This is a genomic window from Dokdonella immobilis (assembly GCF_900115085.1).
Taxonomy (GTDB): domain Bacteria; phylum Pseudomonadota; class Gammaproteobacteria; order Xanthomonadales; family Rhodanobacteraceae; genus Dokdonella; species Dokdonella immobilis.
Genome location: NZ_FOVF01000006.1, coordinates 1 through 20,427, shown reverse-complemented (window position 1 = coordinate 20,427; position 20,427 = coordinate 1). Strand labels below are relative to the sequence as shown.

The following is a 20,427-nucleotide window of genomic DNA, read 5'->3' as shown; positions in this document are numbered from 1 at the left end:
TTGTGAGCCCAGGAATCCGGCTATCCGGCTGCGACCGGTGCAGCCGACTGTCCGCTCGCGGGCGTTGCCTGTCCACGGATGGACACGCTGCGAGGAATCGATGGCGTCGTGGGATCCGGCTTTGCATCGCTGGCGCGAATCCGGGCGCAGCAGGCCCCGGCGCTGTACACTGCGCGCTGGAGTCGGCCAGGCAGTCGCGACGTGCTTCGGCACGGCGAGGAAAGTCCGGGCTCCGCAGGGCAAGGTGCCAGGTAACGCCTGGGCGACGTGAGTCGACGGAAAGTGCAACAGAAAACAAACCGCCGAACGGTGTCTGCGCATCCGGTTTTCCGGGTCGCCGCGGTCATGCGTGGTAAGGGTGAAACGGTGCGGTAAGAGCGCACCGCGTGCGGGGCCAACGCCGCACGGCACGGCAAACCCCACCTGGAGCAAGACCAAATAGGGGAGCTATGGCGCGGCCCGCGTCGCTCCCGGGTTGGTTGCTTGAATCCTGCGGCGACGCAGGGTCCAGAGGAATGGCTGCCCACGACAAAACCCGGCTTATCGGCCGACTCCTTCTTTTCCCCTGTTGCAGGCGGGCGTCGGGGCGGCCGTTCAGCCCTGCGGGCCGCCCATCACCGGCAACACGATGCCGTTGACGTAGCTCGCACAGACCGGCGAGGCCAGGAACACATAGGCCGGCGAGATTTCCTCGGGCTGGGCCGGGCGGCCCATCGCGCTCTGGCTGCCGAACTCGGCGACCGCGTCGGCTGGCCTGTCGGCCGGGTTCAGCGGTGTCCAGACCGGGCCCGGTGCGACCGCATTGACGCGGATGCCGCGCGGCAGCAGGTTCTGCGCCAGCGAGCGCGTGAAGGCGTGGATGGCGCCCTTGGTCGCCGAATAGTCGAGCAGATGCGCGCTGCCGAGCAGACCGGTTTCAGAACCGGTATTGATGATCGACGCACCGGACTTCATGTACGCGAGTGCGGCGCGCGCCATGTTGAAATAGCCGGCGATGTTGGTCTGCAGCGTCTCCTGCAGGTGCCGGTCATCGAGATCGGCAATGTCGAAACAACTCTGCTGGAAGGCTGCGTTGTTGACCAGTACATCGAGTCCGCCGAATTCCCCGACGGTTTGTCCGACCGCCTGCTCGCAGAATGCCGGATCACGCACATCGCCCGGGATCAGCAGGCAACGCTGGCCTTCGTTCTCGACTGCGTGACGTGTCGCGCGCGCGTCGCTGTGCTCGTTGAGATAGACGATCGCGACGTGGGCACCTTCACGGGCGAACAGGATCGCGACCGCGCGGCCGATGCCGGAGTCGCCACCGGTGATCAGGGCGACGCAGCCCTTGAGCTTGCCGCTGCCGGCATAAGCCGGGGCTTCGTGCCGTGGCGGCGGCGACAGCGCACTCTCGAGTCCCGGCTTGTCCAGATGCTGGCGCGGCAACGGATTGACCGGCTGCTTGCGGCCGCCGGCCTGCACCGGTTTGTTCCCGTCAGCGCGTCGGCGTGCCCGCGCATTGGCCTGCTGCGCCTTGCGCGCGATCGCGCGCTGGCGCCTGACGGTGGCTGCGATGTCGCCGCTGGAGCGGGCGGGCGTCTCGTTCTTTCGCTTGCGTGTGGGCATCGGCGTGATCCTTTCCAATTCCCGCTCGATGGTGGCGCCGCGCCCATGGCCTGCCGATGAACGGGCGCGGCCTTGGGCGGGCCTTGCCGCCCGCCGCTCGAGTTGCATTCAGGCGCGCGATCGTTGCCGTGTTCAATCGGCAAAGCCGCAGCGGTACCACTGGCCCGCGGTTCCGTCGAGCAACAGGCCGATGTCGATGCCGATGCTCTCCCAGATTTCGAGGCGTTCGCGCAGGGCGCGCTCGCGCGGCAGGGCGAGCTCGCTCGAGGCGTTGTAGTGCAGGGTCTCGACGAGCGCATAGGCATCGCGGCTCCAGTCGACGATGCGCTCGAGCTGGACCATCCACTGGTCGCGCAACCAGGCATCGAGCGGGGCATGGAAGGCGTAGCCGAGCGCATCGCTGGTCGAGCGCATCTGCTCGAACGCCGCGGCATGCACGCCACGAAACCACTCGAACCGGCCTCCCGCGCGGGCACGGACCGGCAGCGGCGCCGGCGTGACTGCATCGGCAAACGCGGTCTTGAGCGCGGCCTCGATGGCGCGCGCCTCGCGCACGCGATCAGTTTCGACGACGGCGCCACGGGCCAGGTCGAAGAAGCGGTCGAAGCGACGATGAAACGCGGCCAGGCGCGCCCACGGATCGCGCGCGAAGCCGATCTTGAGCGTGTCTTCCTCGCGGCACGGCAGCAGGTAGACGAAACAGCGGCCGCTCCACGGCGTGCGGATGCCCGATTCATCCATGCCGGCGCGATTCGCTCAGGCGCGCTTGCGGGACGACTTCGACGCCGGGCGCGACTTCGACGAAGCACTTCGCGATTTGCGCTTGGCCGCGGTCTTCTTCTTCGGGGCCGGCGCCGACTTCGCGCGCGCCGGCGTGCGCTTGTTGCTGGCCAGGCTCTTGCGCAGCAGCGACACGAAATCGACCACGTTCGTGGTCGCATCCTCGGGCACCTCGGCTTCCTCTTCGATCCGGCGCGTGACGCCCTTGGACTTCATGCGCTTTTCGATCACCTTGCCGAGGCGTTCACGATATTCATCGCGATAATTCTCCGGCTTCCATTGCGCCGACATCGACTCCACCAGCTTCTCGGCCATCTCGAGCTCGGCCCGGGTCAGGCGCGCCGAAGCAGGCTTGGCGCCGGGCAGGCGGTAGTCGTTCGGATCGACCAGCTCCTGCGGATACCGCAGCAGGTTCATGATCAGCGCATCGCCTTGCGGAAGCACGGCACAAAGGTATTCGCGGGTGCGGATGACGACGCGGCCGATGCCGATGCGCCCGGTCTTGCGCAGGGTCTCGCGCAACAGCACATAGCCCTTGTCGGCCTTCTTGCCCGGCACCAGCACATAGGGTTTCTCATAGTAGGTCGGCGTGATCGCGTCGCGCTCGACGAAGGCCTCGAGGTCGACCGATTCGTGACCCTCGGGCGCCGCGGCCTCGATGTCCTCGTCCTCGAGCACGACATAGTTGCCCTTCTCGTACTCGAAAGCCTTGACGATTTCCTTCCATGGCACTTCCTCGCCGGTCTCGGCATTGACGCGCTCGTAGCGGATCGGCTTTCGGTCGCGCGCATCGAGCATGCGGAAATGCAGGTCCACCTTGCGTTCGCCGCTCATCAGCGAAACCGGCACATTGAGCAGGCCGAACGAAATCACGCCGTTCCAGATCGGTCTCGCCATGTCACTCTCCATTTCGCGCCGGGAGGCAAGCGTGCCACCGGATCCATGAACGCCGCCGTGCCGGCGCGGTTTCGGCGTGATTCAGACTGGCCTTGCTATCAGGCTCGCTGCTGCCACCACCTTTGCAGGACTTAGCCGGGATGCCGCTCCAAACCTATCGCAGCAAACGCGATTTCTCGCGCACGCGCGAGCCCAGCGCAGGCGGTAAACGCGGCGGGCGCCGCTTCGTCGTGCAGCTCCACCACGCCTCGCATCGGCACTACGACTTTCGGCTCGAGCTCGATGGCGCCTTGAAGAGCTGGGCAGTGCCGAAGGGGCCGAGCCTCGATCCGACGGTCAAGCGCCTGGCCGTCGAGGTCGAGGATCATCCGCTGGCCTATGCGACCTTCGAGGGCGACATTGCCGAAGGCAACTATGGTGCCGGCCATGTCGACATCTTCGATTCCGGAACCTGGGAGGCCGAGGGCAGCGCACGCGCCGGACTCGAGGCCGGTGAACTCAAGTTCACCCTGCATGGCGCAATCCTGCGCGGCAGCTGGGTGCTCGTGCGCACGCGGCGCCGCGGCGGCAAGCCACAGTGGCTGCTGATCAAGCACCGCGATGCATTCGCCCGGGCGGCCGAGGCGGATGATTTTCTCGACCGGCGCAGCGACCGTCCGCGTGCAACGAAGCGCCTCCCGGCGAAGCCTGCCGCTGCCGCGCGGCAGCGGCGTGCCGCGGCGCCGCCTTCGCCGGAGGAACTGCCCGGCAGCGTGCCGCAACGGATCACCACGGCCGCGTTCAAGGCCGAACTCTGCAAGCCCGCGGACAAGCCGCCGCGCGGCAGCCACTGGTTGCACGAACCCAAGTGGGATGGTTACCGCCTGCTCGCCGCGGTCGCGGGCGGCAAGGTCCGCTTGTGGTCGCGCAACGGCATCGAGTGGACCGGGCGACTGCCAGCGATTGCCCGCGCCATCGCCGGGCTCGGATTGCGCAGCGCGCGCCTGGATGGCGAGATCATCGTCCTCGACGACGGCCGCGACAGCTTCAATGCCTTGCAGGAGCGACTCGCCGGGGACAACGGGGCAGACATCCTCTACATGCTGTTCGATGTCATCCATGCCGACGGGCGCTCGTTCGCCGAGGTGCCGCTGCTCGCGCGGAAGGCCTGGCTGGCCGCCCTGCTCGCGGCCCATCCCGATCCGCTGTTGCGCTATTCCGAGCACGAAGTGGGCCATGGTCCGGCCTTGTTCGCCCAGGCCGCCGCGAATGGCCTTGAAGGCCTCGTCAGCAAGCGCATCGACAGCGTCTATCGCGGCGCCCGCAACGGCGACTGGGTCAAGTCCAAGGCACGCCTTTCCGATGAATTCATCGTGGTCGGTTTCACCGAGCCAAAGGGACATCGTCGCGGTCTCGGCGCCCTGCTCCTGGCCAAGCCGCACGGGCGCGGCCTGCGCTATGCTGGCCGCGTCGGAACCGGCATCGGCAACGAGCGTCTGCGCATGCTGCGCCGCCGTCTCGATGCGAGCGTGATCGACGACGCTCCGGTGCCGACCGAGCGGATGGCCAGGGCCGACCTCGATGGCGCGCATTGGGTCACGCCGGAGCTTGTGGTCGAGGTTTACTTCCAGGGCGTCGGCAATCGCGGCCTGCTGCGCCAGCCAGCGTTCAAGGCCTTGCGCGAAGACAAGTCGCGCGCCGATGTCGCCCCCGATACCGTGGGCCACCCCGCCGCGCGTCGTTCCGGGCAGTCAGCCCGCACGCCACGTGCCGAACGGAAGAACAGCGCCATGGCCAATTCCAGGATCGAGATCAGCCATCCGCAGCGCCTCGTCTATGCCGAGACGGGCCGCACCAAGCAGGACGTCGCCGACTACTACCGTGCCGTGGCCCCGTGGCTGCTGGCCGAAATCGAAGGCCGGCCGCTGTCGATCGTGCGCTGCCCGGATGGTGTCGGTGAGGGCTGCTTCTTCCAGAAGCACGCGACCCGTGGCATCGGCAAGCATGTGCATGGCGTGATGATTCGCGAGAAAAGCGGACGCAACCGTTACCTGTGCATCGACGACGTCGAGGGCCTGCTCGAACTCGTGCAGATGAACGCCCTCGAATTTCATCCGTGGGGTGCACGCTCGGCCGCGCCGGAGCGCGCCGATCGCATGGTCTTCGATCTCGATCCTGGCCCCGGTGCTTCGTGGGGCGAGGTGAAGCGCGCTGCCCGCCGCCTGCACCGCCAGCTCGACTCGGTCGGCCTGCAGGCATTCCTGCGCACCTCGGGGGGAAAGGGCCTGCATCTCGTCGTGCCCCTCAAGCCGAGCGTGGAATGGGACGCGGTCAAGGCATTCGCGCGCGCGGTCGCCGAGGCCATGGTCAAGCTCGATCCGGAGCGCTTCGTCAGCGTCGCCGACAAGAGCCGCCGCAAGGGCCGCATCTTCATCGACTGGCTGCGCAATGCCCACGGCGCGACGAGCATCGCCTCGTACTCGCTGCGGGCTCGGGAAAGTGCAGGTGTGGCCATGCCTATTGCCTGGGAAGATCTGGCGCGCGTGCGCAAGCCCGATCAGTTCACCCTGAAGAACGCACTGTCCTGGATCGACAGGCGCGCTGCGGATCCGTGGGCCGCGATCGCCAGGATTGAGCAGTCCCTGCCCGATCTCGACGCGCTCTGAGAGCGAGGACGATCAGCGGCGCAGTCGAGCGATCAGCCAGGCCGCGCCGGCGGCAAGGGCGACGGCGCGCAACGGGCGTTCGCGGATCCGGATGCGTGCCCGGTCGAGCAGGCCCTCGGTGCGCCTGCGCACGACGACCCGGAATGCCGCTGCGGCATCGTCGAGGGCATCGACGACATCGCCGAACTCGGGCGGGGGCGGAAAGCCGGCGCGTAGCGCGGGGCGTTCCGCTGCGGTCAGGGATTCTTCATTCATGGTGCAGGACTCCAAAGGGTTCCAAACCGGATTCAAAGGCTATGCCGGCTCGCCTGAACGGCATGGCAGTCGCGAACCGGCCACGCGTCCAGGCTGCGAAGCACGTCACGAATCCTGCGTATGCAGGGTTTCCCCGAGCCGCGCCGTGCCTGTGACGGGCCTTCTGGACGCGACCTTTTGACCATCCGATCCATCGGTCAGGTGACGCCTGCCTGCGCGCGGACACTTTTTGCGCCGACTTGAATGTCTGGTTCCGCGCGTCGGGATCTGCATACAGGCAGGCGTCGTGACGGCTTCGCTGCTTGTTGACATCCTGCCTTAGAGCATTTCGCTGCGCGCATGTTCCGCACGTGACGCACCGATCGCCGTTTCCACATTCTTGACTTCCTCCGGAGGCGGAAGCACGGCAGGAAATCCGAGCGAATCAATCCACAGTTCGCGCGTCCATCCGGTGGTGTGGTAGAGGTGGTGGTCCTCATCCTGCTCCACCGCTTCGTAGGCCTGCTTCAGCACCTTAGACATCTCGCCGCTGGAATGCTTCGCGACATGTCCGATCAGTTCCCAGTTCAAATGGTCCTTGGTTTCGGCGAGCACGACGCATTCGCCGGCAACGAGTTGGGCCGCCTCGGGATTGCCGTCCTGCAGGGCCATCTCGATCGCCTGCACCAGTGAATCGCCGATGTGCGCGACGACGGCGCGACCTGGCGACGGCGTCTCTGGATCGAGTCCCAACTCGGTAAACACATGGGTCAGCACGCTTTCGTGCGTGCGCGTTTCCGAGAGGTAGCCCTCCCATTCCTTCCTGAGATCGTCGTTGGCGGCGGCGCGAATCGCGGTCGTATACAGCTTGATGCCGCCGCGCTCCGTCTCAAGCGCCTGGTACAGCAACTCATGGACCTGGTCATCGTTGAACTTGCGTTGCATGGTCGATCTCCTCGGGCTGGTTGAAACCGGAGTAGACCGTCGACTCGAACAATACAAAGTGAACAACGGGTACAGGCGGGGAAGGGCTTTCATGAAGCGTTTAGCGCCCGGCTGCGAAAACACCAGGCGCTCGCGCGCGTGCTTCCAGCGCAGTTCATCTGGCCCGGACGACGATGCGCGGCACTCATTTACGGTAGTGTGCCGATGGATCTGAAGAGTGGTTCCCCCTACTGGATGCTCAAGAACGCCCAGGCGGCGTTTTACCCGCCGCTCGAGCGCGATCATCGCTGCGATGTCCTGATCATCGGTGCAGGTATCACCGCCGCCCTGGTCGCGCGCGAACTCATCGCATCGGGCCGGTCGGTAACCCTGGTCGATCGTCGCCAGGCAGGCTGGGGCAGCACCTCGGCGAGCACGGCCCTGCTGCAGTACGAAATCGATGTCGAACTGCAGGCGCTGGGCCGGACCTTCGGTCTCGATGCGGCCCTGCTTGCCTATCGCGCCTGCGAAGCGGCGGTGCGCGATCTGCTGCGCCTCGCCCGTCGCCTGCGCAAGGTCGATGTCAGGCCCATGCGCAGCCTGTATTTTTCGAGCCACTGGTATCACGATCGGCGCGTGCGCGCCGAGGCCGCCTTGCGTCGCAGGCATGGCTTCGAGGTCGAATGCCTCGAGCGCGAATCGCTCGCGCAGCGCTTCGGGCTCGATGCCGGCGTCGGTCTGCTCTCGGCCGTCGCCGCCGAAGTGGATCCGGTCCAGTTCGCGCGTCGCCTGCTTGCCCAGGCGATTCGCAACGGCGCCGAGTTGTTCGAGCGCACGGCGGTCGCCGCGATCGACCCGAGCGCGCGCGGCGCCACGGTGCGGCTCGACAATGGTCGCCAGATCCGCTGCCGGCATGTGGTCGTGGCCGCCGGCTACGAGTCGCAAGGCTTCCTCGACGAACGCGTCGCCCGCAATCGGTCCAGCTATGCATTCGTCACGGACCCGCTGCCCGACGGCATCGGTCCACTCGACGAGTGCGTGGTCTGGGAAACCGCGCGGCCGTATCTGTACGCGCGCAGCACGGTCGATCGTCGCCTGATCATCGGCGGCGAGGATGATGCGATCGACATTCCGGCCCGACGCGATGCCAGCGTGTCGTCCAAGGCGGAAAAACTCCGGCGCCGGTTCGCCGCCCGCTTTGCCGATGTCCCGCTCGAAATCGCCTTCGCCTGGGCCGGTACCTTCGCCGAAACGCCGGACGGATTGCCGTACTTTGGTCCGCATGCGCGGTACGGCCCGCGCGTGCATTTCGCCATGGCCTATGGCGGCAACGGCATCACCTACAGCGCGATCGGTGCCCGCATCATCCGCGCCGCGCTCGAGGGCGACGAACATCCGTGTGCAGGCCTGTTCTCGTTCACGCGCAAGGGGTCATGAGCGAGGGCCCGGCACAGGCGCGGCTGGCCGGACTCGTCCATGTCAGTGACGAGGCCCCCGGCATTCGCCGTCGCCGCGCCGGCAAGGGCTTCGTCTACCGAGACGCGGACGGCTGCAGGGTTACCGACGCCCCGACCCTCGAGCGTATCCGCAAACTCGCGATTCCCCCGGCCTACGAAGACGTCTGGATCTGCGCGAACCCGCGCGGCCATCTGCAGGCGACCGGACGCGATGCCCGCGGCCGCAAGCAGTACCGCTACCATCCGCGCTGGCGCGCCGTGCGCGATGCCGGCAAGTTCACACGTCTGGTCGACTTCGGCGAACGCCTGCCACGCCTGCGCCGGGCGCTGCGGCGTGATCTGCGCTTGCCCGGCCTGCCCCGCGAAAAGGTCGTTGCGATCGTCGTCAGCCTGCTGGCCGAGACCCTGGTCCGGATCGGCAATGCCCGCTACCGTGACGAGAACGGATCGTTCGGACTGACCACCCTGCTGGCCCGGCATGTCGCTTTCCTTCGCGGTCGGGCCCTGATCCGCTTTCGCGGCAAGAGCGGACTGAAGCACAGCGTGCCGGTGGATGACGCGCGCCTCGTGCGTCTGCTGCGTCGCTGCCGTCAACTGCCGGGGCAGGCCCTGTTCCAGTTCACCGGCGATGATGGCGTGCCGCAGCCCATCGACTCGGGCATGGTCAACGATTACCTGCTGGCCGCCATGGGCGGTGATTTCACGGCCAAGGATTTCCGCACCTGGGGAGCGACCCGGCACGCCATCGCCGTCTTCGTCACCACGCCGCTGCCGGATCCTGTCGATGCACGCCTCCTGGCGCGCGCGATCAACGAAGTGATCCGCGTGGTCGCCGAAGCCCTGCGCAACACGCCGGCGGTTTGCCGCAATTCCTATATCCACCCGGCCGTCATCTCCGCCTGGAGCGAAGGCTCCCTGCAACGCGTGATCAGCGCGCAGGAGGTGGCCTATCCGCGCAAGCTCGAACGGGCCAGCCTGCGCTTCCTGCGGAAGGCCGGGGCGGGCGCTGCCCCGAGCCGGTCAGGTCGATGAGGCGTTGGCGCTCCGGTTCTTGATCACCCCGCGCACGTTGGAAAAGGCCAGGCCGACCTGTAGCACGACCAGGGCCCAGGCCTGCGAAGGTACGGCCCAGATCACCCAGAGCGCGTTGCTGAGCAGGAACACCCAGAAGCCGTGATCGCGTCGAGACCGCTGCTGGGATGCGACCAGCCAGGCGGCAAGCAGGGTCGCCAGCATGGCCGGCCACTGCACGTAGTCCACAGCGCCCATGGCGCCTCCTGTCGTTCGGATGCCGATACTGTAAGACAGCCGTGATGAGGGTCGGTTGATGGATCATGAACGGGTCGGAATCGCGGAAGGCCTGCGTGCGCCCTGACACAGGCCGATGAACCGGGACGGAAGGCCTGCGGCCGCGGTCCGCGCAAAGGTCGGAAAGATCACTTCGATCGGCCTTCCAGACGAAGTTGCATCCGCGTGAAGTGCTCCCTTCCCACGGATTTGGGAAAGTCATAGCATCCGCGTCCACGGAGAGGAGCGGGGCCATGGTCGGAACGGGATCATTGATCGCGCGGGATTCGCAGCCCCGCGCCGACGGCAGCGTACTTGCGGTGCTCCTGCACGAGCGGCCCCCATACGGCTTCATGGCCTGGGCCGGCTACCTGCTGGCCGAGGCCATCGACAAGGCGGCCGATGACATCACGCTGGCCGACTACGGTCAGGTCGAGAAGGTCAGTTTCTGCCGGTGGGACGATGTCTGGGAGTATTTCGCCGATCGCGAATACGCCCCGCTCGTGCAAATCCTGCGCGAGCAGGTGGGCGCCCGCCCACACTGCGATCACGGCGCCGGCGCCCAGCCTGCGCAGACGGCGCCGCAGGAGCCGATCGAACGCACGCGGTCATGAGCGCGCGCGCCCGTCCGGTGTCCTATTTCAGCAGCAGATAGAACACGCTCTGGCCACGAACGACGGTCAGCAACAGCTGGCGTGGCGTGCGCTGCAACAGGTCGGCCAGTTCGCCGGTGTCCTCGATGTCCCGCTGGTTGATGCCGACGATGACGTCACCGGGGCGCAGGCCGCTGGCGTAGGCCCGGCTCGAGCGTTCCACGCTCTTCGCGATGCTGCCGCTCAATCCCGGCCGGCGCTGCGAATCGCTGAGGTCGCTGAGCACGACGCCGGCCAGGCGCGCGTCGAGATCCGTGCCGCGCAGGCTGGTCGAGGCGCTGGCATTCAGGGTCAGGGCCACGTTGATCAGTTTGCCTTCGCGCTGCAGGTCGATGCTGAGCACCGTGCCGACCGGTGTCAGGCCTTCGATGTTGTGCAACTCCTGGCCGGAGCCGATGGCCTTGCCGTTGACCGCAGTGATCACGTCGCCGGGCCTGAGCCCGGCCGAAGCGGCGGCCGAGCCATTGCGCACGCGGGTGACCACGGCGCCCTTGCCGGGATCGATGCCGAGCAGGCCGGCGATCTCCGGGGTGATGTCCTGGGTGTCGACCCCGAGCGCGCCGCGGCGCACTTCGCCGTAGGCGACGAGCTGGCGCATGACGTTGGCGGCGAGGTCGCTCGGAATCGCGAAGCCGATGCCGACGCTCGCGCCGGACGGCGAGAAGATCATCGAGTTGATGCCGACCAGTTCACCGCGCAGATTGACGAGGGCGCCGCCCGAATTGCCCGGGTTGATCGAGGCATCGGTCTGGATGAAGTTCTGGTAGCCGCGGCTCAGGCCGGTGCGGTCGAGCGCCGAGACGATGCCCGAGGTGACGGTCTGGCCGAGTCCGAACGGATCGCCGATGGCGACCACGAAATCGCCGACGCGCAGGTCCTTCGAGCGGGCCAGCGGGATCGCCTGCAGCCCATCGGCCGGGATCTGCAGCACGGTCAGATCGGTGTCCGGATCCGAGCCGATCACGCGCGCCTTGACCGTGCGGTTGTCGTGCAGGGTCACGTCGATGTCGTCGGCGCCCTGGGTGACATGGTTGTTGGTCAGCACGTAGCCCTTGCCGGCATCGACGATCACGCCCGAGCCGAGCGATTGCTGGACGCGCTCGCGCGGCTGGTTCGGGATGTTGAAGAAACGCCGGAACACCGGATCGTCGAAGAACGGATCGCGCACCTGCACGCGGGTCTTGGTATTGATGTTGACCACCGCCGGCGTGACCCGATCGATCATCGGCGCCAGGGTCGGCAGGGGCTGGCCATCGACGGCGGGCGGCAGGCTGGCCAGGCTGAGGTTCGTGGTCAGGCCGAGAACGAGGGCCAGAATCGACACGAGGAAAGTCGGGGATGCGGGTTTCCAGGGCATGGGAGTCATTCCGAGGCTTGAATTGAATGGCGATCATCGGCGGATCCGGGCGCTTGGCGTCGGATCCCGCCCGGACCGGGGCGACTGTCCGAAGCAGCACGTCCCAGTCGGCGATGTAAAGAATCATGGCGCCGGGACCGGGCCAGCACCCGGCATCCGCCAGGGGCCCGCATAGAGACCGCAAGCGCGGCCATCGGTTTCATCGAATCCCCTCCCTCAACGAAATTCGTGGCCATGGCGGCGCCTCAACGCGACCGGATCTGTTCAGGGCAAGTGCTTCTTTACATTCGCGAATCCCGGGCGTAGGGTACCGCGCAGGCGTCACCACAAGATGTTGTGTGCCTCGGGCGGGGAAAAACCAAGCCATTGTGGAGTGATTCGGGGAATGTCCAGGCATTCCGTCCGCTTTGGCCACCCTGATCCGTCCCAGCAAGACGTGGCAATCGATCGTGAAACGCAACAACGAAACCGGGAAGAAATCCCGGGCACAGAAAAATAACCGGGAGGACACGCTGGCAATGAGCACGGTGCGACTAGAGGGGCTCGCGCGCGGCGCGGTAGAGATTCCACTTCAGCCTGCGTCCCTGGACATCTGGGACAAGAAGTACAGGCTCAAGACCAAACAAGGCGCACCGGTCGACGTCAGCATCGACCATACCTACCAGCGCGTCGCCCGCGCCCTGGCCGAGGTCGAGACGGCCAAGGAAAAGCAGGACTACTGGTACGAACGCTTTCTCTGGGCGCTGCGTCGCGGTGCGATCCCGGCCGGACGCATCACCTCCAACGCCGGTGCCAACGAACACAAGCCGAAGACCTCGACGATCAACTGCACGGTCTCCGGCACGATCGAGGATTCGATGTACAACATCCTCGACAAGGTCCACGAAGCCGGCCTCACGCTGAAGGCCGGATGCGGCATCGGCTATGAGTTTTCCACATTGCGCCCGCGCGGCGCCTACGTGTCGGGCGCCGGCGCCTACACCTCGGGCCCACTGTCGTTCATGGACATCTACGACAAGATGTGCTTCACCGTGTCCTCGGCCGGTGGCCGTCGTGGCGCGCAGATGGGCACCTTCGACGTCTCCCATCCCGATGTGAAGGAATTCATCCGCGCCAAGCGCGAGGACGGGCGCCTGCGCCAGTTCAATCTGAGCCTGCTGATCACCGACGGCTTCATGGAAGCGGTCGAGAACGATGCCGACTGGCCGCTGGTGTTCCCGATCCACATCAAGGAGCAACACGAGATCGATCTCGCCGACACCGCCAAGGTGGTCTGGCGCGAATGGCCGACGACCAAGCACTACGTGGTCCGCGACGATGGCCTGGTCGCCTGCAAGGTCTACACCCAGATCCGCGCCCGCCACCTGTGGGACATGATCATGGTCTCCACCTACGACTTCGCCGAGCCGGGCTTCATCCTGATCGACCGCGTCAACGAGATGAACAACAACTGGTGGTGCGAACACATCCGCGCGACCAACCCTTGTGTTACGGCGGATACGTGGGTGCATACCGATGCGGGCCCGCGTCAGGTGGCCAATCTCATCGGCGTGCCCTTTGCGGCACGGGTCGATGGCGTCGCCCATGCGAGCGGTGCCGAGGGATTCTTCAAGACAGCCACCAAGCCCGTTGTCAGGTTGGCAACCGAGGAAGGGCATTCGCTGCGCCTCACCACCGACCACCGTGTGCGCAAGGTCGTCAGCAAGACACGCTGGACTCTCGATACCGCTTGGTGCCCTGCTTCCGAGCTAAAGCCGGGCGACGAGGTACTTCTCAACAACCATCGCAACGATATCGCCTGGCCCGGTCGCTACAACTTCGACGAGGGATTCCTGCTCGGCATGCTCGTTGGTGACGGCACGTTGAACCAGGACAAGGCCGTTTTGTCGGTGTTCGGCCATGCGCTGGCCGCGAACGGCGAAGGCCACCCTGGACGTGGCGCGCGTTCCTTGATGACGGCGATCGAGAGCGCCGCATTCGAAATGCCGCATCGCAGCGACTTCACTGGATTCCAGGCCGTTGCCGGCCGGAATGAATTCCGGCTCGCGACGGGTGCGCTCAAGCAGCTCGCCGCGGAAGTGGGCATGACGCCCGGCAACAAGGCGATCACACCGGGCATCGAGCAAGGGTCCAGCGATTTTCAGCGGGGCTTCCTGCGCGGCTTGTTCGACAGTGACGGTTCCGTGCAGGGCAGTCAGCTCAAAGGCGTGAGCATTCGCCTGGCGCAGTCGGATCTGCAGCGCCTGGAAGCGTCCCAGCGTATGTTGTTGCGTCTCGGCATCGCTTCGCGCATCTACCGCAACCGCCGTGACGCCGGTTCAACGCTGCTGCCTGACGGGCGCGGCGGAAACGCACGCTACGACACCCGAGCGCAACATGAGTTGGTCATCAGTGGCGACAACGTGGCGGAATTTGCCCGTGTGATCGGATTTGCCGACGCCGACAAGAACGATCGCCTGCGAGGCCTTCTCGGCGCTTACAAGCGCAAGCTGAATCGCGAGCGATTCGTGGCGACCGTCAAGGCGCTCGAACCGGATGGCCTCGAGGACGTCTACGACGTTCAGATTCCAGGCATCAATACGTTCGACGGCAACGGGTTGCATGCACACAATTGCGGCGAGCAGCCACTCCCACCGTACGGTTCCTGCCTGCTCGGTTCGGTCAACCTGACCAAGTTCGTGCGCGATCCGTTCGGGCCGAAAGCGCGTTTCGACATGGAGGAATACCGCGAGGTCGTGCGCGTGTTCACGCGCATGCTCGACAACGTGGTCGAGATCAACGGCCTGCCGCTGGCCGAGCAGCGCGAGGAGATCGAGAGCAAGCGCCGCCACGGCATGGGCTTCCTCGGCCTCGGCAGCACCCTGACCATGCTCAAGATGCGCTACGGCACGCCCGAGGCCTGCACCTTCACCGAAGATGTCTCGCGCGAAATGGCCGTGGCCGGCTGGGAAGTCGCCCTTGGCCTGGCCAAGGAAAAGGGCCCCGCGCCCGTGCTGACCCGCGATTTCACCGTGACCGGCGAAATGCTGCGCAAGCGTCCGGAGATGGCCGCAGACGGCTACCAGATCGGCGACAGCATCCCGGGCCGCGTCCTGCATGCGAAATACAGCCGCTACATGCAGCGCGTGGCTTCGGTCGCGCCGGACCTGGTCGCCGAGCTGGCCGAAGTCGGCGCGCGCTTCACCCACCACACCTCGATCGCACCAACCGGCACCATTTCCCTGTCCCTGGCCAACAATGCCTCGAACGGCATCGAGCCGAGCTTCGCCCACCACTACAGCCGCAACGTGATCCGCGAAGGCAAGAAGTCCAAGGAAAAGGTCGAGGTGTTCAGCTACGAGCTGCTCGCCTACCGCGAACTGATCAACGGCAAGGCCATGCCGTTTTCGGACAAGGCCGAGGAAAAGCTGCCCGACTACTTCGTCGCCGCCGACGACATCAGCCCGACCGAGCACGTCGACATCCAGGCCGCCTCGCAGCGTTGGATCGATTCGTCGATCTCCAAGACCGCCAATGTGCCCACCGCGTACCCCTACGAGGACTTCAAGCACATCTACCACTACGCCCATCAGCAGGGATTGAAGGGATGCACCACGTTCCGGTTCAATCCGGCGGCCTTCCAAGGAGTGCTCGTAAAGGAGCATGATCTGGAAAACACCAAGTACCGATTCGAACTCGAGGATGGGTCGATAGTCGAAGTCAAGGGCAACGAAGAGATCGAGTACGATGGCGAGGTCCACACCGCAGCCAATCTTTTCGATGCCCTGAAGGAAGGCTATTACGGCAAGTTCTGATTCGAAGGTGGGCCCGGCATGCGCTCGCGCGTGACGGTTTATCTGTAGTGCGTTGTCCAACCCAGCCAATCAACATGCGCGGTGAGCGCGGAGAGGGGAACCATGAGTACCGAAAGTCCGGTTGAAGAAGTCAAAGACAGTCTGAAGGAAATGGGTGGCGCGATTTCCGACGCCGCCGGTGCGGTTGCCAGCTCCGCCAGTGCCATGGCCGCCGATGCCAAGGAATCCGCTGCTGCCGTCGGCAAGAAGGCCGTGGCCAAGGTGCAGAAGGCTCGCAAGCAGGCCGCCCGCAAGGTCAAGACCGTCGTCGCCAAGATGAAGCAGGTCGAGAAGGCTGCGGCGAAGAAGATCAAGAAGGCCGCCAAGTCGGTGACCAAGGCCGCCGAGGAAGCCAAGAAATCGGTGACCCAGAGCACCGCCAAGGCCAAGCCGAAGGCCAAGGCCGCCAAGAAGAAGGTTGCCAAGAAGGCCGCCGCCAAGAAGGGCGCGGTGAAGAAGGCGACCAAGAAGGTCGCGAAGAAGGCAGTCGCCAAGAAAGCGGCCACCAAGAAAGCCGTGAAGAAAGCGGTCAAGAAGGCCACCAAGAAGGCTTCCGCCGCGAAGAAGGCCGTGAAGAAGTCGCCAGCGAAGAAGGCCAAGGCCGCCAAGAAAGCCGTGAAGAAGGCCGCCGCTTCGAAGAAATCGGCGAAGAAGGCCATGAAGAAGGCGCCCGCCGCCGCAAAGGCTGCCAAAAAGGCCGCCAAGAAGGCTCCGGCGAAGAAGGCTGCCAAGAAGGCCGGCAAGAAAGGCCGCAAGTGATCGGCCGCCCTGGCCGCGGCTGCCGCGGCCAGGGCTTTCCCGATGACTTGAGCAGCAGAGCGCGAGCGGGGCACGGCCTCGCCAGCGCTTGAATAGTCCCGGGTCCGGGCCGACCTTGGACCGTATGGGTTGGGCCCTGGAGAACAATGGTCTGTTCATCCTGAGCGCAGCGAACAGGCGTCCGTTCGTCTTGAGCGTAGCGAATAGAATTCCGCTCGACCCGAGCTTGGTGCAGCGAACAAGAGTCCGTTCATCCTGAGCGTAGCGAATAAAATTCCGTTCGTCCTGAGCGTAGCGCAGCGAAGTCGAAGGACATCAAGTGCCGAAGTCGAAGGCCGACCGAACGACGCCAGCCAAGGATCGAACCCGAAAAAACCCGCCAACCGGGCCAAACGGCACCGACGGCACAGACCGAACTGACCACCCGCGCAACGCGCGACCGTCAGGCAGAAACCAAGGAGCACGCCGGCATGGCGATCAAGATTGAAAAGAAGATCAAGGGTTACACCGTCGTCCAGCCGGACGAGAAGCCGGCGCCCGTCGCCGCGCCCGCGCCTGCGGCCGAGGCCAATGAGCCGGCCAGCGCCGAAGTCATCCACATGCACGAAAAGGTCGAGCGCCCGGACCAACTGATCGGCGCGACCTACAAGATCAAGTCGCCCCTGGTCGAGCACGCCCTGTACGTCACGATCAACGACATCGTGCTGAACCCGGGCACCGAGCACGAACTGCGCCGGCCATTCGAGATCTTCGTCAATTCGAAGAGCATGGAACACTTCCAGTGGATCGTCGCGCTGACCCGCATCATGTCGGCCGTGTTCCGCAAGGGTGGCGACGTGACCTTCCTGGTCGAGGAACTGAAGGCCGTGTTCGATCCGCGCGGCGGCTACTTCAAGGCCGGCGGCGTCTACATGCCGAGCATCGTCGCCGAGCTCGGCGCCGTCATCGAGCGCCACATGAAGATGATCGGCCTGCTCCACGATCCCGAAATGGACCCCGCCCAACGCGCCCTGATCGCCGAAAAGCGCGCCGCCTACGAAGCCAAGTCAAAAAAAAAGTCTGAAGTAACCGCCAAACCGGCCGTTTCCGAATCATCGTCCCTGCGCAGGCAGGGACCCAGCGCCTCCGCTTCCAGCGCCCCATCGGCGTCGCCCGCCCCCGGCGAAGCCGAAGACGACACCCCCACCTTCCCCCCCGGCGCCACCATGTGCCACAAGTGCAACACCAATGCGACCATCATCATGGATGGTTGTGCGACGTGTTTGAATTGTGGGTATTCGAAGTGTGGGTAACGGAACCTTTGGCAAAGGAGTGTAGAAAGAATGGCGGCACCATTTTCTTCGAATGATCTAGTAATTCTCGGGTACGACGAGATAATGCCGATTCAAGTCGGCTCCGACGCTATCGCCTACTCCGGAAAGGTGAAGGCGGGAATTGTAGAAAGCGAGCATACATTCGTCTACTTCAAGTCCGATGCCACAAAGGAGGCGATAATTCGAGTTGCAAAACTGCTTCAAAAAAATGATCAGCAATACGTATTGAAGAGCAGGTCTGGCCCTGCAGATGCCTTGATCAAAGCGGCCTTCGGGCGAGATGCGAAGATTTACCTGATCGAAGAGCTGCTTTGGACAAAGGTAAATGAGCTGTTTAAATCGTACGCGCAGAACATAGCCAACTCAATTCCACATGAGCCAAATTTCATCGCTCCGAGAGGGGAGGGAGTGCAGCCAAAGGACCGGCTGGATGACTATCTAGTAGAGCATTTTACAAAACGCGATCAAGAAGGCGACAAAAAGAGGTTAGTAGTCCTCAAGGCGAATGCTGGCGTAGGAAAAACTACGCTCTGTCGTCAGCTCGTTACTCGGTTTGCAAAGCGAATAGCATCAACTCGAGTAGTGCCAGTCTATGTAGAGGCTGCCTATTGGGGAGGGAGGGTAACGAGCTCATCCGGCTTGTGGGATATTATTCAGCTTTCGCTGCAGAACTACGACTCGGGGAGCGGGATTGGCCGAAGCCTATTTGAAGCAGCACTTCGTCGCGGATTCATCCTTTTCATATTCGATGGGTTCGACGAGCTGTGTTCGAGTCCAAGATCAAGCATTTCGGCCGCGGATACAATTGGCGGTATTAAGGAGTGGGTTGCGGATGGCGAAGCGCGAATTATTCTTACCACAAGGACGCCGTACTGGGATATTGAAGTCGGCGAAGATCCGGAAGAAGTGTATTCCCTAAATTTGCTCCCGTTTAATCCGCAGCAAGCGAAAGAATACATGCGGAAAGTATTTGAGCATGACCAGCAAGGATTCGAAAGCGCATCGAATCTGTACTCTGACGTTATCGCATTCGCTAAGCAGCCAGGGAATCTGGGCGGGGCTAGGGCGCAGTTTTGGACGCTGCCTATTGCGGTTTCGATGGTTTGCGACGCTGTAAAGTCTGGCGTGTCTAGGAGTGATTGGACAAGTCAGAGCCTTGAGGGGCTTATGATCGCGATTTGTGAGCGGGAGTCCAAACGCCAGAATTTGAGTATAAGCGGCGTTCGTCAGTTAGACGTATTTCAAGAGATTAGCCTACTTAGCTCCAGCAGTGATGTGTTGGCATTTGAGCGAGACGATCTGCAAGCCGCCGGAGTTTCGGAGGTCGATGCCTCAAAATTCTCTTCGCACCCGTTTGTGCGAAAAGTGGGAGATGGACAGTACTCTTTCGCATATGATTTCTTGGCGCCATTCTTGAGAGCGCTCGCAATTCGGAGGGCGACTTTGGAGTCGGCAACGCCAATTAGGCAGTCTGTGCTAGAAGCCATGCGCGCAGAGGAAAATGGAAAAGGCTTTCTTATTGAGCATACAAGTCGCATGCTTGAGGGGGAAAGTATGGACAAAGTCTATGAGCTTTTGGCGCGCATTCCTGCAATAGACAAGAGTTCTCGGTCATTCGTGTTTCATTTGCTTCAACGCTTGGCTGATGTTCAGGTGGATGTTGTGAATGGATCTGACCGTGCGCGAGTAGCAGTGAAGGCATTGGCTGAGCCGCCTGGTTCAGAGATTGTCCGCGGGGCGCGATTCACAGGTGTTCTAGAGAGGCTCTGTCTGACAGGGATCGAGTTTGTCGACTGTGAGTTCCTGGATGTGTCGTTTAGAGGAATTGAGTTTGAGGGGTGTGTCTTTCGCTCATGCCGATTCGACGGGGAAGTCATCTTCTTGACCAAGCAGGACGCGGAGAGTTTTTCTGGGGCGACGCTTGGGAATGATTGTGAGCTTCGAGGAGGTGCTCGGCTATCTCTCGAGTCGCTCCTCATCGGAGATAAGGTCGAGCGCTCTGAATTGATAAAAGACCTTTTAGAGGTCGGTTTATCGAAGTTTTGGCACAATGGAAAATTTAAGAGCGCAATCCGTAAGGCTGACTGGAAGAAGGGTGCTCTTGGTCGGTCAAGAAATTCGGATGTGCTTCTAAGCGTGCTTCGGCGGAGCAAATTGGTTGATGAGACAACTATCAGTGGGGTTCAAGAAGGGGGGTGGCTGTTTAACCGCGATGCCATAGGCGACCTTCAGAATTTCATGGATCATCGAAGGCTCTCGGGTCTTGTGTTGACAGCATTCAATGAGCTCGAGAAGTCAATCTAAAGAGGGAGTCAATCAATCAAAGGAGCGAAGAACGGGGTCAAGTTGGACTACCCCCGATTTCTCGGACGGGTTAATTAGGCGACACCGCCATCTTCTCGAACTGCTCCGGTGATTGGTAGCCGAGAGCGCTGTGTAGCCTCTGTCGGTTGTAGAACACCTCGATTTAGTCGAATACTTTGCTGCGCGCCTGGTCGCGGTCGACGAAGCGCTCGTGGTGCGTGAGCTCCTGTTTCAGCGAACTGAAGAAGCTCTCCATCACGGCATTGTCGTAGGGCATACCCTTGCGACTCATGCTGGCGATCATCCCGGCATCGGACAATTGTTGCTGGTAGGCCTTGCTGGTGTATTGCACGCCTTGATCGCTGTGGTGGATGAC

The 20,427-nt window shown here is 63.6% G+C and carries 15 protein-coding genes, 1 other RNA gene and 1 pseudogene; 9 read left to right on the top strand and 8 right to left on the bottom strand.

Features of this window, described 5'->3' with window-relative positions; genetic code table 11:
* The first annotated feature begins 178 nt into the window (after positions 1 to 178).
* Positions 179 to 559: RNase P RNA component class A (gene rnpB / locus BM125_RS06305), an RNA gene on the top strand.
* A 35-nt stretch (positions 560 to 594) separates the two neighbouring features.
* Here rnpB and BM125_RS06300 read toward each other — a convergent pair.
* Genes BM125_RS06300 through ku form a run of 3 tightly spaced genes read right to left on the bottom strand, consistent with a single transcriptional unit; the run spans position 595 to position 3,285 of the window.
* Positions 595 to 1,716 carry an SDR family oxidoreductase gene (locus BM125_RS06300; RefSeq protein WP_425429600.1) on the bottom strand — a complete coding sequence of 374 codons (1,122 nt, stop codon included), beginning with the start codon at positions 1,714 to 1,716 and terminating at the stop codon, positions 595 to 597.
* Positions 1,717 to 1,740: 24 nt separating this feature from the next.
* Entirely contained in the window at positions 1,741 to 2,349 is a 609-nt protein-coding gene (locus BM125_RS06295; protein WP_092406070.1) for a GIY-YIG nuclease family protein, read from the bottom strand.
* Positions 2,350 to 2,364: 15 nt separating this feature from the next.
* Positions 2,365 to 3,285: a non-homologous end joining protein Ku gene (gene ku / locus BM125_RS06290; RefSeq protein ID WP_092406343.1), complete on the bottom strand. Its 921-nt coding sequence runs from the start codon at positions 3,283 to 3,285 to the stop codon at positions 2,365 to 2,367.
* A 140-nt stretch (positions 3,286 to 3,425) separates the two neighbouring features.
* Here ku and ligD point away from each other — a divergent pair, with 140 nt between their 5' ends.
* Positions 3,426 to 5,930, top strand: coding sequence for a DNA ligase D (gene ligD / locus BM125_RS06285; protein WP_092406068.1), 2,505 nt, complete (start codon positions 3,426 to 3,428; stop codon positions 5,928 to 5,930).
* Positions 5,931 to 5,942: 12 nt separating this feature from the next.
* On the opposite strand, the gene BM125_RS06280 is transcribed toward ligD, so the two are convergent.
* A complete protein-coding gene (locus tag BM125_RS06280; protein ID WP_092406066.1) occupies positions 5,943 to 6,185 on the bottom strand; it encodes a hypothetical protein in 243 nt (80 codons plus the stop codon).
* Between the two features lie 318 nt (positions 6,186 to 6,503).
* On the bottom strand, positions 6,504 to 7,109 hold the full coding sequence (locus BM125_RS06275; protein WP_092406064.1) for a ferritin family protein: 606 nt from the start codon (positions 7,107 to 7,109) through the stop codon (positions 6,504 to 6,506).
* A 204-nt stretch (positions 7,110 to 7,313) separates the two neighbouring features.
* Between BM125_RS06275 and BM125_RS06270 the strand changes: the two genes are divergently transcribed.
* Both BM125_RS06270 and BM125_RS06265 read left to right on the top strand, forming a co-directional pair.
* The gene (locus BM125_RS06270) at positions 7,314 to 8,525 is read left to right on the top strand and encodes an NAD(P)/FAD-dependent oxidoreductase (protein WP_092406062.1); all 1,212 of its coding nucleotides are present in this window, start codon (positions 7,314 to 7,316) and stop codon (positions 8,523 to 8,525) included.
* The gene (locus BM125_RS06265; protein WP_092406060.1) at positions 8,522 to 9,577 is read left to right on the top strand and encodes a DNA topoisomerase IB; all 1,056 of its coding nucleotides are present in this window, start codon (positions 8,522 to 8,524) and stop codon (positions 9,575 to 9,577) included. The genes BM125_RS06270 and BM125_RS06265 overlap by 4 nt, the downstream gene beginning before the upstream one ends.
* Here BM125_RS06265 and BM125_RS06260 read toward each other — a convergent pair.
* On the bottom strand, positions 9,566 to 9,814 hold the full coding sequence (locus BM125_RS06260; protein WP_092406058.1) for a hypothetical protein: 249 nt from the start codon (positions 9,812 to 9,814) through the stop codon (positions 9,566 to 9,568). The two genes, BM125_RS06265 and BM125_RS06260, sit on opposite strands and share 12 nt — an antisense overlap.
* Positions 9,815 to 10,086: 272 nt before the next feature.
* Here BM125_RS06260 and BM125_RS06255 point away from each other — a divergent pair, with 272 nt between their 5' ends.
* On the top strand, positions 10,087 to 10,446 hold the full coding sequence (locus BM125_RS06255; protein WP_092406056.1) for a hypothetical protein: 360 nt from the start codon (positions 10,087 to 10,089) through the stop codon (positions 10,444 to 10,446).
* A gap of 22 nt (positions 10,447 to 10,468) precedes the next feature.
* Here BM125_RS06255 and BM125_RS06250 read toward each other — a convergent pair whose 3' ends face one another.
* Positions 10,469 to 11,842, bottom strand: coding sequence for a Do family serine endopeptidase (locus BM125_RS06250; RefSeq protein WP_175497937.1), 1,374 nt, complete (start codon positions 11,840 to 11,842; stop codon positions 10,469 to 10,471).
* A gap of 518 nt (positions 11,843 to 12,360) precedes the next feature.
* On the opposite strand from BM125_RS06250, the gene BM125_RS06245 reads away from it, so the two are divergent.
* From BM125_RS06245 to BM125_RS06230, 4 genes are all read left to right on the top strand, one after another.
* Positions 12,361 to 15,636, top strand: coding sequence for an LAGLIDADG family homing endonuclease (locus BM125_RS06245; protein WP_092406341.1), 3,276 nt, complete (start codon positions 12,361 to 12,363; stop codon positions 15,634 to 15,636).
* 81 nt (positions 15,637 to 15,717) lie between these two features.
* A complete protein-coding gene (locus tag BM125_RS20150; protein WP_175497936.1) occupies positions 15,718 to 16,434 on the top strand; it encodes a hypothetical protein in 717 nt (238 codons plus the stop codon).
* 470 nt (positions 16,435 to 16,904) lie between these two features.
* Positions 16,905 to 17,726, top strand: coding sequence for a TSCPD domain-containing protein (locus BM125_RS06235; protein WP_092406052.1), 822 nt, complete (start codon positions 16,905 to 16,907; stop codon positions 17,724 to 17,726).
* Between the two features lie 30 nt (positions 17,727 to 17,756).
* Positions 17,757 to 20,051 (top strand): NACHT domain-containing protein, encoded by a 2,295-nt coding sequence (locus BM125_RS06230; RefSeq protein WP_092406050.1) that lies wholly within the window; start codon positions 17,757 to 17,759, stop codon positions 20,049 to 20,051.
* A 70-nt stretch (positions 20,052 to 20,121) separates the two neighbouring features.
* Here the strand turns inward: BM125_RS06230 and BM125_RS06225 are convergent.
* A pseudogene (locus tag BM125_RS06225) lies at positions 20,122 to 20,427 on the bottom strand (IS3 family transposase); the annotation flags it as partial.